Annotated in this window: 15 protein-coding genes; 4 read left to right on the top strand and 11 right to left on the bottom strand. The window is 35.0% G+C overall.

The genetic code is table 11. The features are described from left to right. Positions 1-148: 148 nt before the first annotated feature. Positions 149-712, bottom strand: a complete 564-nt coding sequence (locus BMX64_RS01160) for a hypothetical protein (RefSeq protein ID WP_091165048.1) — start codon at positions 710-712, stop codon at positions 149-151. 41 nt (positions 713-753) lie between these two features. Here BMX64_RS01160 and der point away from each other — a divergent pair, with 41 nt between their 5' ends. Both der and BMX64_RS01150 read left to right on the top strand, forming a co-directional pair. Next, the gene (gene der, locus BMX64_RS01155) at positions 754-2,064 is read left to right on the top strand and encodes a ribosome biogenesis GTPase Der (RefSeq protein WP_039109002.1); all 1,311 of its coding nucleotides are present in this window, start codon (positions 754-756) and stop codon (positions 2,062-2,064) included. Positions 2,065-2,145: 81 nt separating this feature from the next. After that, positions 2,146-2,937: an SDR family oxidoreductase gene (locus tag BMX64_RS01150; RefSeq protein ID WP_091165044.1), complete on the top strand. Its 792-nt coding sequence runs from the start codon at positions 2,146-2,148 to the stop codon at positions 2,935-2,937. Positions 2,938-3,036: 99 nt separating this feature from the next. On the opposite strand, the gene BMX64_RS01145 is transcribed toward BMX64_RS01150, so the two are convergent. The 10 genes from BMX64_RS01145 to BMX64_RS01100 all read right to left on the bottom strand — a co-directional run bounded on the left by BMX64_RS01145 (position 3,037) and on the right by BMX64_RS01100 (position 12,225). After that, on the bottom strand, positions 3,037-3,273 hold the full coding sequence (locus BMX64_RS01145) for a hypothetical protein (protein WP_091165040.1): 237 nt from the start codon (positions 3,271-3,273) through the stop codon (positions 3,037-3,039). A 121-nt stretch (positions 3,274-3,394) separates the two neighbouring features. Next, the gene (locus BMX64_RS01140; protein WP_091165037.1) at positions 3,395-4,135 is read right to left on the bottom strand and encodes a DUF2490 domain-containing protein; all 741 of its coding nucleotides are present in this window, start codon (positions 4,133-4,135) and stop codon (positions 3,395-3,397) included. Between the two features lie 190 nt (positions 4,136-4,325). After that, entirely contained in the window at positions 4,326-6,869 is a 2,544-nt protein-coding gene (locus BMX64_RS01135; RefSeq protein WP_091165035.1) for a TonB-dependent receptor, read from the bottom strand. A gap of 244 nt (positions 6,870-7,113) precedes the next feature. After that, complete coding sequence (locus BMX64_RS01130) at positions 7,114-7,527, bottom strand: RrF2 family transcriptional regulator (RefSeq protein WP_091165031.1); 414 nt, start codon at positions 7,525-7,527, stop codon at positions 7,114-7,116. Positions 7,528-7,731: 204 nt separating this feature from the next. Continuing rightward, positions 7,732-8,733, bottom strand: coding sequence for a hypothetical protein (locus BMX64_RS01125; protein ID WP_091165028.1), 1,002 nt, complete (start codon positions 8,731-8,733; stop codon positions 7,732-7,734). A gap of 174 nt (positions 8,734-8,907) precedes the next feature. Then, entirely contained in the window at positions 8,908-9,681 is a 774-nt protein-coding gene (locus BMX64_RS01120; protein WP_244273190.1) for a TPM domain-containing protein, read from the bottom strand. 35 nt (positions 9,682-9,716) lie between these two features. Next, positions 9,717-10,154, bottom strand: coding sequence for a TPM domain-containing protein (locus BMX64_RS01115; protein WP_091165021.1), 438 nt, complete (start codon positions 10,152-10,154; stop codon positions 9,717-9,719). 11 nt (positions 10,155-10,165) lie between these two features. Next, a complete protein-coding gene (locus tag BMX64_RS01110) occupies positions 10,166-10,753 on the bottom strand; it encodes a LemA family protein (protein ID WP_091165018.1) in 588 nt (195 codons plus the stop codon). A 66-nt stretch (positions 10,754-10,819) separates the two neighbouring features. Then, positions 10,820-11,152 (bottom strand): MerR family transcriptional regulator, encoded by a 333-nt coding sequence (locus BMX64_RS01105; RefSeq protein ID WP_091165014.1) that lies wholly within the window; start codon positions 11,150-11,152, stop codon positions 10,820-10,822. Positions 11,153-11,247: 95 nt separating this feature from the next. Further along, entirely contained in the window at positions 11,248-12,225 is a 978-nt protein-coding gene (locus BMX64_RS01100; RefSeq protein WP_091165011.1) for a M23 family metallopeptidase, read from the bottom strand. A gap of 341 nt (positions 12,226-12,566) precedes the next feature. Here BMX64_RS01100 and alaS point away from each other — a divergent pair, with 341 nt between their 5' ends. After that, positions 12,567-15,203, top strand: a complete 2,637-nt coding sequence (gene alaS / locus BMX64_RS01095; protein WP_091165008.1) for an alanine--tRNA ligase — start codon at positions 12,567-12,569, stop codon at positions 15,201-15,203. Between the two features lie 232 nt (positions 15,204-15,435). Then, on the top strand, positions 15,436-16,215 hold the full coding sequence (locus BMX64_RS01090; protein ID WP_091165004.1) for a hypothetical protein: 780 nt from the start codon (positions 15,436-15,438) through the stop codon (positions 16,213-16,215). Positions 16,216-16,290 lie beyond the last annotated feature (75 nt).

Below are 16,290 nucleotides of genomic sequence, written 5' to 3'. Positions count from 1 at the left end.
TATTTTTGAAAAATCAATATTAGAATTCAATTTCTGATATTGATTTTTTTTTTTAGCCCAGATAGCAGCGGTATCCTTTTGTGCAGTCCCGAAACTTCGGGACAGCACAAAAGATATAGCGGAGAGCTGGAATTGCTCCAAATAAAAACTAAGATTCTATAATCTCCAAAAATAAATTTTCCAAATCATTCATTTGGTTGTGGCCGTTACTTCGGATTTGTTTGGCTACGATATAGAGTAAAAACCAAGCGAAAATCATTAATCCCATTACGACTAGATCGAATGTTACGGAATTTTTCAGAATATAATCAGAATAAGCAATTCCCGAAAAAATCAAAAATATTCCCGCAATAATAAAATGGAAGAACATAAAAAGTGTCCATAAGGTTGGGTCAGGGCCAAATAATGCTCTGATATGAGTTTCGTTTTGGTCTTTTGATTCCATTTCTATATGTAAATGAGGAGACCAATACGCTTTTTTAGGTCCTTTTATGTTTAACCAAATGTGATAACCACGAATTTTAACGAAGTAATCTTTGGACTTGATTTGGGTGTAATTGGCAAATTTAACACGCAAAGAATCTATGTTTTGCGGAACATCTTTGTAAAACCGTAACCGAAGTCTGAGCTCATTATTAGCATCCATAGTAGTAAACTTGTAAGTATTAAAAAGATAAGGATTTGCTAATATATCAAAAAAATTGATATTCATGGTTTTAAACACTACCTTTGCAAAATATTTGAATTTATATTATGAATAATATTGTTGCGATAGTAGGAAGACCTAATGTAGGGAAATCAACCCTTTTTAATAGGCTGATACAAAGAAGAGAAGCTATTGTAGATTCAGTATCTGGGGTGACCCGAGATAGAAACTATGGTAAAAGCGAGTGGAACGGAAAAGAGTTTTCTGTAATTGATACCGGCGGATATGTGCGTGGTTCTGATGATGTTTTTGAAGGAGAAATCCGTAAACAAGTGGAACTTGCCATTGATGAAGCTGATGTTATCATTTTTGTGGTTGATGTAGAAGAGGGGATTACTCCAATGGATGATGCCGTTGCGAGATTGTTGCGTAAAGTGACGAAACCGGTTTTACTTGCTGTAAATAAGGTGGATAATGCAATGCGTGAGAAAGATGCAATTGAGTTTTACAACCTTGGTTTAGGGGAATATTATACGTTTGCCAGTATTTCTGGAAGTGGAACAGGTGATTTATTGGATGCATTGATTGATGCTTTTCCTATAAAACCAGAACCAACGCAGGAAGAAGTGGTATTGCCTCGTTTTGCAGTTGTAGGTCGTCCTAATGCTGGAAAATCAAGCTTTATCAATGCATTAATTGGTAAAGACCGATATATTGTTACGGACATTGCGGGAACAACCCGTGATTCTATTGATACAAAATTTGACCGTTTTGGTTTCGAATTCAACTTAGTGGACACTGCGGGAATCCGTCGTAAAGCAAAAGTGAAGGAAGATTTAGAGTTTTACTCGGTAATGCGTTCCGTTCGTGCGATTGAGCATGCTGATATTTGTATCTTAATCATAGATGCCACACGTGGATTTGAAGGTCAGGATCAAAGTATTTTTTGGTTGGCTGAGAAAAACCGTAAAGGAGTTGTCATCTTAGTGAACAAATGGGATTTAGTCGAAAAAGAAACGATGTCAACTCGTGATTATGAAGCTAAAATCAGAGAAGAATTAATGCCATTTACGGATGTGCCTATTCTTTTTGTTTCGGCATTAACGAAGCAACGTTTGTTGAAAGCATTAGAAGCAACCGTAAAAGTTTTTGAAAACAGACAACAACGTATTGCTACTTCAAAATTCAATGAATTTATGTTGAAAGTGATTGAAGCGTATCCGCCACCTGCAACAAAAGGTAAATATGTGAAAATTAAATATTGCATGCAGTTGCCAACTCCAACACCTCAATTTGTGTTTTTTGCCAACATGCCACAATATGTAAAAGAACCGTACAAACGTTATCTGGAAAATAAAATTAGAGAGAACTGGGACTTTTCAGGAGTGCCAATCGATATTTATATTAGAGAGAAATAATCTTTATTTCCATAATTATATTAGAAAGTTTATTGAGTTTGTAAAAGCTCGATAAACTTTTTTTATTTTTAGGAAAAAAATATGAACGCAATAAATGGTAAAGTGGTTTGGATTACTGGCGCTTCCAGCGGAATAGGAGAAGCTTTAGCGTATGAATTAGCAACTAAAAATTGCAAACTAATTCTTTCAGCTCGAAATACGGAAGCTTTAGAAACTGTGAAATCGAAGTGTTCAACAGCAAAAGTTGTGATTTTGCCTTTTGATCTGTCTGATTTTGACAATGCTAAAAATCATGCAGAAAAAGCCATTGCTGCTTTTGGAAAAGTGGATGTGCTTATCAATAATGGTGGGATTAGCCAGCGCTCACTGATTGTAGAAACCGATTTTGAGGTGGATAAAAAACTCATTGAAGTAGATTATCTTGGTACGGTTGCATTGACAAAAGCTTTATTGCCTCATTTTATCAAAAATAAGAAAGGACATTTTGTTACTGTAACCAGTTTGATGGGGAAATTTGGGTCGCCATACCGTTCCGGATATTGTGGGGCAAAACATGCCTTACATGGTTTTTTTGATGTTTTAAGAATGGAACATCAAAAAGACAATATAAGTGTGACGCTTGTCTGTCCTGGATTTATTCAAACAAATGTGGCTATTAATGCACTTACTGCTGATGGATCAAAACAGAATGTTGATGATGCGGCAACTCAAAATGGAATGCCAACAAGTGTTTTTGCCAAAAAATTTGTGAAAGCAGTTGAATCGAATACGTTTGAAGTTTACATTGGAGGAAAAGAAGTTCTAGGCGTTTATTTGAAACGATTTTTTCCTAAGTGGTTGCATCATTTTGTTTTAAAAAGCAAAGTGAGATAAATTTTAATAGTAGCTAATGAAAATTTAAATCAGAAATTCATATGAATAGAAAATCCCGAGCAATCGGGATTTTTGTTATTTAATAAAACTATAATATTCCTAATTTTCATCTTCTTCCAAAGTTTCCATTGGATGATCTCCGTACCAATCTTTAAATGTTTTTGAGGTTGTATAATCATCATGTAGCACTGTATAAACCATAAACAGGATTAATGGTATGCCAACACAATATAAGGTCATTATTACCGGCAAAGGTACGTTAGTTTGACATAAACCGGCAAATACAAAAACATAAATGGTAGTAAACCACACGAGTTTAATTGCAAAATTTTTCATGGCTATATCTTTTTATTAAAGTTACGCCAGGAATTGCAAATTTTAAGTTAATGTATTGGTAATCAATATTTAAAATAAAATTAATTATTTTTTTTTATCAATAAAAAGTCATAAATACTGTTTAAACCTTTTTTGGGATTTTAATTTTGTGAAAAACACTAAATCGGATGATGTCTCTGTTGAAATAATCGATTCCATTAGCTCGGCGTTGAAAACTGTTTAGATAACCCAATTCTAATGCAATGTTTTTGTTTATGCCATATTGTAACGCAGCATAAACTCTATTTTGATCAAATGTGTTTTTAACGATACTTTTCCCCGCATTGAACATTATTTCTTCTGAAAGAATAGTTTTTAAATATTGATTTTCTTTTTTCCAAAAAGTGTAATCGGCTTGAAGTCTGTATCTAAATCTCCATGTAAATGTAGAGCCGGGTAACAATGATTCTTTATTGGCATTATGAATGAATCGTTCTTCTGCTTGTAATCGTTGCAGCAATGTTACTTTATTAACGTTTAGCTTCCAAGTAATATCTTGCTGTCCTCTGTATTCCGGGGTTTTAAAAGTATTGGATACTTCAGGTTCTTGTGTAGCAACGGAGAAATGAGTAAAGCCAATTCCGGCTTCTAGATGTTCATTGATTTTATAGCGGCCTTGAATTCGTATGACATATAAATTTTCCTTTACTGGTTTCAAAAAGACCCTATTGTCAAATTCTGTATGCAAAGACCATTTTTCATTTAACAGTAATTGATTGTAATAGCGTGTCCAAAGAATACTTTGGTGATCTATATTTTTCTCCGTTTGCGCTTGACACAGAACTGATACAAATAAAAAGAAAATGATTCTAATAGTTTTCACGGAGTTTTATTTCAATTTTGGCAAATTTACAAAAACGCTATTAAATCTATGGATTGTATTTTTTTTAAAAATATTTTACAGTATTCAAATGCTGAATGAGGGAACATTGAATAAAAAAAACAGCATTATTAAGACCTAAGTTTTAATAGTGCTGTTTTTGATTTTATGGTTTTTAAAGAGTAGATTACTATTATAATGAATATTTTAATGTAATTCCATAAGTTCTTTGATCGCCTAATACACCTGCATATTGTCCTGAATTTCCACCAGCAGGTAATAGTTGTTCATAATAATCTTTATCTAAAAGGTTACGTCCCCAGAATTGTACAGACAAACCATCTGTTGCACGGAAACCTAAACGAGCATTAAATAGGGCATAACCCTGAACTACTAAATATTTTGAAGCAGATGGACTTGAAGAGAATTCAGAACGTGCATAAGAATCAATTCTAAAGAATATTTTTCCTGCATTTCCAAAGAATCTTGCTTTATCTGAAAGTTCTCCTCCTAAAGAACCTGCCCATTTTGAAGCACCCGGTAAAGCAGTTCCTGAAACATCTTTAAAGGATACTGTTGCTCCTGTTTCTTCTAAAGGAAGAGGTGCATTTGTAAATTTGATATATTTACCGTCTGTATAGGTCGCTGCTCCATTGATGGTTAAATGTTTGCTGATTACAAAACTAGCATCCAGTTCTACCCCTTTTACCTGTACTTTATCTGCATTGGCAAGATAGCCACGGTTTACGCCTAATTCAGCTGCCTGTACATTAGTTTGAAAATCTTTGATATCCGTATTAAAGAAGGTTAAATTAAATATTGAGTTTTTAAACGGTGCTGTTTTTACACTAATTTCATAATGATTTACTTCTTCCGGTTTAATTACAGCAAGTTCAAGAATTGGTTGTCCGGCAAGAGTAGGTAGTCCTGCTACGTTTACTCCAACTGGTTTATAGCTTTTTGCAAAAGTCGCATACGCATTAATCTTGTCAGTAGCTTTAAAAGAAACGGTTATGTTTCCAGAAAAGTCAGTATCATCTGTGTTAGATGAAAAAGACTGATCCGTATAAACTAGTTTTTTCAAGGCAATTAAGGCTGGGTCATTCGTTTGAAGTCCTCCGTATGTGGTACGGTTATAATCAGCATCTTTTTTGTCAAAATTATAGCGTATACCTGGTAATACATGTAAACGTTCTGTTATAGCCCAGTCTAACTGGCCAAATACTGCTGCACTGGAAGCTCTAATGCGGGCATCGGTTTTGATACCGTAACCTTCAAATAGATTTGGTGTTTTCCATAAATTACTGGTGGTACTTTGTGCAAATTTCCATTGTGCATTACCAGACTCTTCTGTGCCATCTGTTTGTGATGTTTGGTCAATAAAAAACACACCTACAACACCACTTAGTTTAGAGGTAAGCTGACCTGCATAACGTACTTCTTGCGTTATTTGAGTCTGTCTGGTTGGGTTTTGTGATTTTGCTAATACTTGTAATCCTGTAAAATCTCTGTCGTTTGATGGATCCCAATTCCAAAAACGCCACGCTGTTGTTGCCGTTAGTGTTCCATTTCCAATTTTTGTATCTACATTTAGAGATATACCTCCCATATCTTGTCCGGAACGCCATGGCGTATCGTGGTCAATTTTACGGTCAAACGCATTCAAACTCGGAAGTTGATAATTTAAATCAGCAATAATAGCATCAAATTGACGGTAAGCCGCTCTTTGTGTAGGTGCGACACCAGCAACTACCTGTGCATATCCGTCAGGACGTTGTGTTGTGATATCTGCAGCTAATATAATATTGGTTCTTTCTGAAGGCGTATAAAGCAATTGTCCTCTGATTCCTTGATTATTGAAGGAATTTGTAGGTCTTCCTGTTGCAACATTATCAATTAGACCATCACGTTGCGTACCGGAAAAAGAGATACGACCTGCAATTTTTTGTCCTAATGCTCCTGTAACAGACGCTTTGGCTTGTAGGAATGCATAATTTCCATAGCTCACTTCAAAGTCAGCACCTGAAGTAAAACTCGGTTTCCGAGTTGTGATGTTAAAGGCTCCCGAAGTTGTGTTTTTACCAAATAAAGATCCTTGCGGGCCACGTAATACCTCAATTTGTTCGATATCGATAAAATCTAAAGTGGTTGCCGCTGGACGTGCATAATAAACGCCATCAACATAGAAACCAACACCAGGATCGATTCCATCATTTGTAAGTCCAAAAGGGGAACCTAAGCTTCGAATATTAATTCCAGTATTTCTGGGGTTTGACGAATACAATTGAACTGATGGAACAAGTTCTTTTATGCGATTAACGTTGAAAGCTCCCGTTTGTTCTGCCTGCTTTCCCGTTATTACTGATATTGCAATTGGAACATCTTGTACTTTTTCTATTCGGCGTCTTGAAGAAACTACCACTTCGACCAAAGTATTTTCTTCCGTAAGATTAATTTGTAATGAAGGTATTGGTAATGCAGTGATTTCTATTTCTGCGGTTTTATATCCTACATATTGTACTAAAAGAGTTAAAGGGAGTTTTCCTTTTGTGTCGATTGTAAATTTTCCGCTAGAATCTGAAATTGTGTTAGAAGTTGTTCCTTTTATTATAACATTTGCGGCTTCTAATGGATTGTTTTGGTTTGTGGTAATCACGCCTTCAATATTTTGTCCAAATGATATTGAGAATGTTAAAACAGATAGTATTGTAAGTATATTTTTTACAGAATTTTTCATTTATATTAAGTATATGTAATTAGTAGAATTTAATTTAAATTTTTTTTACTAACACATACACATCATTTGGGAACTCTTTTTCTCAATTATAATTAGTGGATTTTTTCGGGTTTGCCTATTCAAAAAAGCAAGCTTACTTCGGTACGTTTTCATACGTTTAAATTTGGATTGTTAATGATATATTAAATTCGAGGCAAATATATAATTAATTCTATAAAACTAGTAGGGTTTAAAATATATTTTTTTATTTTTTTACCAATGAAGCAATAGTAATACCTTGCATGGCCTTTAAAGTTTCCTCTCTAATGGTAATCAATCCATGTCGTAGCAGGCATTCCGATTCATCGACACAATCAGAACAGCGTTCGTAAAAATTCAATGATGCACAAGGAAGTAATGCAATTGCACCATCAAAAAGTCGGTGAATATCAGCTAAAGTAATGTCGTTTTTAGATTTTAAAAGATAATAACCACCAAATTTCCCTTGTTTGCTTCCTACGAAATGGCCACGCTTTAAATCCAACAGAATCTGTTCCAAAAATTTTTTTGGAATAGAGGCTGCCTCAGCAATTTCTACTGTTTTAGAGATATGGTTTACGTCTTGTTCTGCTAAATAGAGCAGTGCTTTAAGTGCATATTTGGTTTTTTGTGAAAGCATTTGGTATTCGTATTACGCTTTTTAAGTCTATTAAAAACTAGGCTAAAGGTACTTGTTTTTTAAACGAAACAATTCTAATTTATGAAGTTTTTAGACGTTCAGGATGTGTGTTTTATTATTGTGATTCCTTACTCTAATTTGAAAAAGGATAAAGAGGCGTACAGCAGTCTTCATCCTTTTACTGTATTGGCTTAAATCACAAGTTTATTTACAAGTGCTTTTTAATTTAATAGTGTAATCTGGATTTAAGGGTTCATTTGTTTGTGCTAGTCGTTGCGAACCCACATTTGCCGGACATGCAATGTCATTAGTAGCGTCATAAACAATTCGTTTTCCTGTAACTAATAGTGTTTTGGGAACATAAAGTTGTACTTTGGTTATTGCATAACCAGAGGGAAAATACCGAATGTAGTATCCATCTGGGTGTAAAGTCCAAATCCCACTTGGAATATCCGTGCGTACAGGTGCCATACCGGCAATGATCGCGTATTTTTCCATTTCGGCGTAGGTATAATTCCCATTAGCTACCATTTGTCGAATGTTATTTTCGGCTTCAAAAACATTTTGTACCGCTTCAGGAAGTTTTGATTTTGCTTGATTCATAATGCTCGCAGGCAATACACCTAGCATGCCACCTTCAAGGTGTGTTAATTCGGCTGTACTCAATAGTGCGACAGCAGTAAGTTTCAATTGCCCACTGAAATCGGCAAAACGGGCTCTAGCTATAATAGCCCACAATAATTCTTGTATGTTGTGCTGCTTTATTTCAGGATGTTTTTCGCCATTTTTTAAAATAGTAGTTACAATTTCTTGCTTAGGACCTAGAGTAGGTGCGTACATGTATCCATCGCCTTGAGATGGTGCAAAGGTACCTGCTTTTAAACAATAACTTTTCGCACTCATTTCATAAAAACCATCGCACAATACATAACCACCTTCAGTAGCTTTTGGTAACAAATACAATGGTTGCGCGTTTTTGACTACTAGTAAATCAGGCAATTTTGATCCTGTTTGGTCCACATCTTCAAATGAAGTGGTAATCGATTCTGGTTTTTTCAGCACTTGATCAAGTCCCATTTTTTTGGCACCCAAAGCAGCGCCTGCTTGTAATGCTTTTTCTTTCCAACCACTAAATTGTGCGTATCCTTGCAATCCAGTGCATAAAATTAGGATCACGATACCATGCGATAATTTTAATTTTTTCATTATTTAAAAATTTAGTTTCTTATTCAAAGATAAAATTGTTACTACTAATTTAACTAAAAAGACATTTAATTTTTTGTATGGTGAAGTTGTTTTTTAAGCAGTAAAAACTATTATGAAGTGCTATTTATAGACAAAAAAAAGCTGCGATTGCAGCTTTTAATTATTTTATATATTTTACCAATCTCCACCAGATCCACCGCCAGAGAAACCTCCGCCACCAAATCCACCGCCGAAACCGCCTCCGCCAAATCCACCACCAGATGAACTTCCGCCGAAACCACCTCCGCCACTATTTCTGCCTAAGCTACTAAGGATAATGACGTCTAATAAACTAGGTCCTATTCCGCCACCTCTGTTACCGGAATTGCCGCCACCTTTGTTTCGCGATATCAGCACCAGTATAATGATGACAATAATAATGATAGGCAAAATAGGGAATCCTTTATCTTTGGCTGCTTTAACTCGTTCGCCTTTGTATTTTCCTTTGAAAACATCAAATAGAGCATCCGTTCCTTTATCAAGTCCTTTGTAATAACTTCCTGCTTTAAATTCAGGAATAATAATGTTTCGGGTAATTTCTCCACCAATACCTGCAGTCAATCGATCTTCAAGACCATAACCTGCTGAGATCCATATTTTTCTTTCGGCTTTAGCCAATAAAATAAGAACGCCATTATCATTTTTTGCTGTTCCTCCAATTCCCCAAGTTTGTCCCCATTTTGGAGTAAGAATACCAATATCTTCCCCTTTGAGGGTTTCTATCGTAACAATCACAATTTGAGTGGTTGTAGAATCAGAATATTTAATCAGTTTTTCTTCTAATTGAGCTTTTTCTGTTGCGCTTAAAACATTCGCATAATCATAAACAGAAGTTTGTAAAGTTGGTTTTTCAGGAATGGTAAATTGCGCAAAGCCAATTTGTGTGAATAACAAACAAACAAAGAGCATTAGGAAAATTGTAGTATTCTTTTTTTGTAATAGCATTATCCTCTAGATATTTCGTTTGATAATTCATTTGTGTCGCCTTCCAGCCAAGGAAAATATTTCTGCAATTGTTCTCCGGCTCTTGTAATTCCATCGATAAGACCTTGCTTGAAATCTCCTTTTTTGAACTCAGTCACCATAATGTCTCGTGTACAATTCCAAAAATCATCTTGTACGACGTCATTAATGCCTTTGTCACCACAAATTACAAAATGTCTGTCTTCTACCGCTAAGTAAATTAAAACACCATTTTGAAGTTCGGTTTCATCCATTTTTAGTTCATGAAAAACTTCCATGGCGCGATCATATGCATCCATGGAAGTTGTTTTTTCTATATGAACTCTAATCTCGCCAGAAGTATTTTTTTCAGCCATACGAATAGCTTCAACAATTTCTTGTTCATCTTCTTTGGTTAAAAAATCTTCTACTTTTGACATTGTTTTTTAGATTAGAATTTTACTTCAACTGGTTTATCTGCACCTTCAACTGCAGTAAAGTATGCTTTCTCTTTGAATCCGAATAATCCAGCAAATAAGCTGTTTGGAAACGTTTTGATGTGAGAGTTATATGGTTTTACCGCTTCGTTGAAACGCGTTCTCGCCGTTAGAATTTGATTTTCTGTACTTGCCAATTCATCTTGTAATTTCAAGAAATTTTGGTTGGCTTTCAATTCAGGATATGCTTCAACAGTTACTAATAATCGAGACAATGAACTGCTCACGCCACTTTGCGCTTTGTTGAATTCCGCTAATTGTTCCGGAGTAATATTTGCTGGATCAATTTTTACAGAAGTAGCTTTAGAACGCGCTTCGATAACTGCTGTCAACGTGCTTTTTTCAAAATCAGCGGCACCTTTCACGGTGTTTACTAAATTCCCAATAAGGTCATTTCTTCTTTGATACGCGGTTTGCACATCACCCCAAGATTGTTCTACATTTTGGTTTAACGTTACTGCAGTATTATTAATTCCTTTAACCCAGCTGTAAATTACAAAAATTACAACCGCTCCGATAATCCAAGGCAAAAATCTTCTCATGTTTACTTAATTTAATGTTTATTATTTAATTGTTTAAAATTTTTAATTGGGAAGTAGTCGTGCTGACTACAATTCGTTTTTAATATTTGTTAATTGTGTGCGTATCGTTTCTAATTTTCGAATAATTTCAAACTTATCCAAAGTCTTCTTTTGTCCTTCTTTTAAATGGGTTTTGGCACCTTCCAGCGTAAAACCTCTTTCTTTGACCAAATGATAGATCAGTTGTAAATTAGTGATATCCTCAGGAGTAAACATTCGATTGCCTTTCGCATTCTTTTTTGGTTTCAGAATATCAAATTCATTGTCCCAAAAACGAATCAGCGATGCATTCACGTCAAATGCTTTGGCTACTTCGCCAATACTGTAATATCTTTTATCTTTAGAAAGCTCAATATGCATGTTTCTTTTATTTGACTTTTAATTCTGCAACCTGTAGACTTTTTTTCTCCTACACCTGATCACTTAAAACTTAAAACTGATCACTTTCTGGAGCATTAATCTAATGATTGATTCTCTTGATTTGCTAATTGTGCAATCACAACATATTCTACAGCCGAAATATTTCCGTAATAAAAATTAAGCGGATTCACCACTTTTTTGTCCTTGTGAACCTCATAATGCAAGTGCGGTCCTTCGGATCTTCCCGTGCTTCCCACATATCCTATAACGTCGCCTCGTTTTACACGTTGTCCCGCTCTCGCTTTATATTTGCTCAAGTGTGCGTATAAAGTTTCGTATCCAAATCCATGCCGAATAACAATATGATTTCCATATCCTGAGGCAGTATTGTCTGCTTTTGCTACAACTCCGTCGCCAGTGGCATAAATGGGAGAGCCTGTTTTAGCTGTAAAATCCATGCCTTCATGCATCTTCCTTGCTTTTGTAAAAGGATCCGTTCGGTATCCAAAACCAGAAGCCATTTGTTTTAAATTTTCATTTCGTACTGGCTGAATGGCAGGAATAGCTGACAAAAAATCACTTTTGGCTTCTGCCAATTTCAAAATTGCATCCAGTGATTTTGACTGAATCGCTAATTCCTTGCTAAGGACATCAATCCTTTTAGTGGTATTAATGACCAATTGTGAATTGTCATATCCTTCTAATAATTGGTATCTGTTTTTTCCTGGTAATCCCGCTTTTCGAATAGAATCCGGAATCGCCGATTTGTTGAAATACACCCGATACAAATTATTATCTCGATCCTCAATAGCCTCAACAACGCCATTTATCTGATCCATTTTTTTGTTCAGCAGCGCATAATTCAATCTCAAATTTTCAATTTCGCGCGCTTGCAAACGGTCTTTTGGCGTTTCAAAATAAGGAGTGTTCAATAAAACTACAAAACTCAAAAAACCAAACAATGCCGATGCCAATAAAAACAGCATAATAACACCAAGTTTTCTTCTTTTTCGTGTTTTTATTTTTCTATAGGCTAGATTTTCGGAATCGTAATAATATTTTACTTTCGACATATTTTAAAATACCCTATTTTTGCACACTGTAAAAAGGTTAGACGAACAAATTTAAGAAATGTTTCATTTGTTACACCCTTTTTTCAGGAATAAATAAAATAATGTGCCTATTCCAGCTATTCGTTACAAGTTCTCGTTTATAAATCTTTTTTTCTAATGAGCCAGCAGGAGCTTCCTCCGGTCGCTCTGCCACCTCAAGAAAAAATAGATGTATAAAACTAGAAGCTTTTCACTTTTATCTGGGGCAAAAGAAATTAAAAGATTTAATGATTAAAAGATTGAAAAATTCAATTGTAAATAATCTTTAAATTTTTGAATCTTTAAATATTTAAATAAAAAAAATGACATCACAAGACGTACGTAAACAATTTCTGGATTTTTTCGCATCAAAAGGACACTTAATCGTTCCATCGGCACCTATAGTTCTTAAGGACGATCCAACATTGATGTTCAATAACTCAGGAATGGCACAGTTCAAAGAATATTTTTTGGGGAACGGAACTCCAAAAAGCACCAGAATTGCCGATACGCAAAAATGTCTTCGTGTTTCAGGAAAACATAATGATTTAGAAGATGTAGGTTTTGATACCTATCATCACACGATGTTCGAAATGTTGGGGAACTGGTCTTTTGGAGATTATTTCAAAAAAGAAGCTATCAACTGGGCTTGGGAACTTTTGACAGAAGTGTATAAAATTCCAAAGGAAAACTTATACGTTTCCGTTTTCGAAGGAAATCCAGATGAAAACGTACCGTTCGATCAGGAAGCTTGGGATATTTGGAAAGAATTAATTGACGAAGACCGCATCATTCTTGGAAACAAGAAAGACAACTTCTGGGAAATGGGCGACCAAGGACCTTGCGGACCTTGTTCAGAAATTCACGTTGACATTCGTTCTGCAGAAGAGAAAGCTTTAGTTTCTGGAAAAAGTTTGGTAAACAATGACCATCCGCAAGTAGTGGAAATTTGGAACAATGTATTTATGGAATTTAACCGTAAAGCCGATGGTTCTCTGGAAAAATTGCCTGCAAAACACGTTGATACCGGAATGGGATTTGAGCGTTTGTGTATGGCATTACAAGGAAAAACTTCGAATTATGACACCGATGTTTTTATGCCACTTATTGAAAAAGTAGAACAAATTACAGGATTAAAATACACTTCAAACGAAGTTTTAAATATTAGCGAAGAGCAAAACAAAACTAATATTGCTATTCGTGTAGTGGTTGATCACGTTCGTGCCGTAGCTTTTGCTATTGCTGACGGACAATTACCATCAAACACTGGTGCTGGTTACGTAATTCGTAGAATTTTACGTCGTGCAATTCGTTACGGATTTACGTTCTTGAATACCAAAGAACCTTTCATCAATCAATTGGTTGCTGTTTTGGCGAATCAAATGGGGGAATTTTTTCCGGAAATCAAATCGCAACAACAATTGGTTATAAATGTGATTCGTGAAGAAGAAGCTTCATTCTTAAGAACACTAGACCAAGGATTGCAATTATTGGAAAATGTAGTTGCCGAAACCAAAGGTTCAACCGTTTCTGGAACAAAAGCATTTGAATTATACGATACTTTCGGATTTCCAATTGACTTAACAGCTTTAATCCTAAGAGAAAAAGGATTCGAACTGGACGAAGCTGGTTTTAATGCTGCTATGCAAGAACAAAAAAATCGTTCCCGCGCAGCGTCAGAAGTTTCTACCGAAGACTGGTCAGTATTGATTCCAGGAAATGTAGAAACATTTGTAGGTTACGATCAATCAGAAAGTGACGTAAAAATTACTCGTATCCGTAAAGTGGACAGTAAAAAAGACGGGGTTTTATACCAAATCGTTTTAGATAATACGCCATTCTATCCAGAAGGTGGAGGACAAGTAGGCGATAAAGGATTGTTGGTTTCTGCAAATGAAACCATCGAAATCATCGATACTAAAAAAGAAAATAACCTGATTTTGCATTTTGCAAAAAAATTGCCAGAGAATGTAAACGCTGGTTTTATTGCTAAAGTAAATCAGGATTTGAGAAGCTTGTCTTCTAGAAATCACTCAGCTACGCACTTGATGCACCAAGCTTTGAGAAGTATTTTGGGAACTCACGTAGAACAAAAAGGTTCGTTAGTAAATCCAAACTATTTGCGTTTTGACTTTTCACATTTTGCTAAAATGACGGAAACCGAATTGCAGCAAGTGGAAGATTTTGTAAACGCAAGAATTCAAGAGCAATTACCACTTGTCGAAAGAAGAAATATTCCTTTTGCGCAAGCGGTTCAAGAAGGAGCAATGGCGCTTTTTGGAGAGAAATATGGCGATGAGGTTCGTGCGATTAAATTTGGCGAAAGCATGGAATTGTGCGGTGGAATTCACGTAAAAAACACAGCTGAAATCTGGCATTTCAAAATCGTTTCTGAAGGAGCGGTTGCTGCAGGAATTCGTCGTATCGAAGCGATTACGAGTGATGCTGTTAAAGCACATTTTGCTTCGTATGAAAATACATTGAATGAAGTAAAATCAGCTTTGAAAAATCCTCAGGATATTCTGAAAGCCGTTCATTCGATGCAAGAAGAAAATGCCAAATTAGCGAAACAAATTGAGGCTTTGGTAAAAGATAAAGTCAAAAATTTGAAAACCAGTTTAATTGCTGAAATACAGGAAATAAACGGTGTTCAATTTTTGGCAAAACTAGTGGATTTGAATCCGGAAGGAGCAAAAGATTTGGCGTATGAATTAGGGAATTTAGGTAATAACTTATTTTTAGTTTTGGCTACAGCCGACGAAGAAAAACCAATGTTGACCTGTTATGTTTCTAAAGAATTAGTGGCGCAGAAAAACCTGAACGCTGGACAAGTAGTTCGCGAATTGGGTAAATTTATCCAAGGCGGCGGTGGCGGACAACCGTTTTTCGCAACAGCAGGAGGAAAGAATGTAGCTGGAATTCAACAAGCTTTGGATAAAGCAATTGAGTTTGTGAAGTAGTAAAAAATTACTTTGTGATAAAAACCCTTTTAGTACTTATGTTCTAAAAGGGTTTGGTTTTTTATTAAAAACCTTGTTTTGTATCTTTATCTGGCACTGGAATTCGTTTTAAAAGGAGTAGTTCAACTGAAATATAAGGATTACAACGATGAATTTTGTACTAGAAATTTTATTTGGTTAAATTTGCAAGCTTTTGTACCAAAAAATAAATGGTAGAAGCGATTGATTTATTATGAAAAATAAAATAGTTCTACTTTTATTCTTGTCGTTTTTTGTGTTAACACTTACCTCGTGTACAAATGATTCTCACGAGAGTTTTAAATTACTTATAAAAGTTGTGGAAACAAGTGATAAAGGCACTTCAAAAACTTTTTTATATGCGTATAATGGGAGCCAGATAGTGAGTATTGATGGAAGTCAGAACCGCACAGACTTTATCTACACGGATGGTTTGATTTCTAAAATGGTAACCCTTAATAAAACAAATCAGTTTATTGAAACTACTGAGTACAGTTACCTTAAAGGTAAATTAATGAGGGTTGTTTCTTTGGGGAATTATAAAATAAACTACATTCATAATTCTGACAAAACAGTTTCTTATGAGAAATTTACTTTAGGTTCAGGGAATGAGGAAATTAAAGAATATCACGGAATATTGTACTTCGACAATGAAAATTTGATTAAAGAGGAGAGAACCTATGACAATACGCCTGTTGGAGTTGACTCAAAATACAGCATTAGTTTTGATTATGACGCTAAGAAAAATCCATTATTTAATGTTTTGGGGTTCAAAGAATTATTAAATCAAAACGATAAAATTTCGATAAATAATACCGTAATCAGTACTGTAATTACGAGTGTTTCGAAAGACGACCAAATAACATCATCGGCTAATTTTTATACTAATTCTTTTGAATACGATTTAGATAATTACCCGATAGAACGGGTTTCCGAAAATACTGTTGCTACTATTGGAAATGGTGGTTATTTGAAAACTGAATACTTCTATTAATAAAAATATTTATTTTTATAACAACCCTTTCAGAGATTTAAACTCTGAAAGGGTTTTTTAATACCAATGAAAAAA

It is taken from the genome of Flavobacterium sinopsychrotolerans, from assembly GCF_900110375.1.
GTDB classification, from domain to species: Bacteria; Bacteroidota; Bacteroidia; order Flavobacteriales; family Flavobacteriaceae; genus Flavobacterium; species Flavobacterium sinopsychrotolerans.
This window is presented reverse-complemented; position numbering and strand designations above follow the sequence as displayed.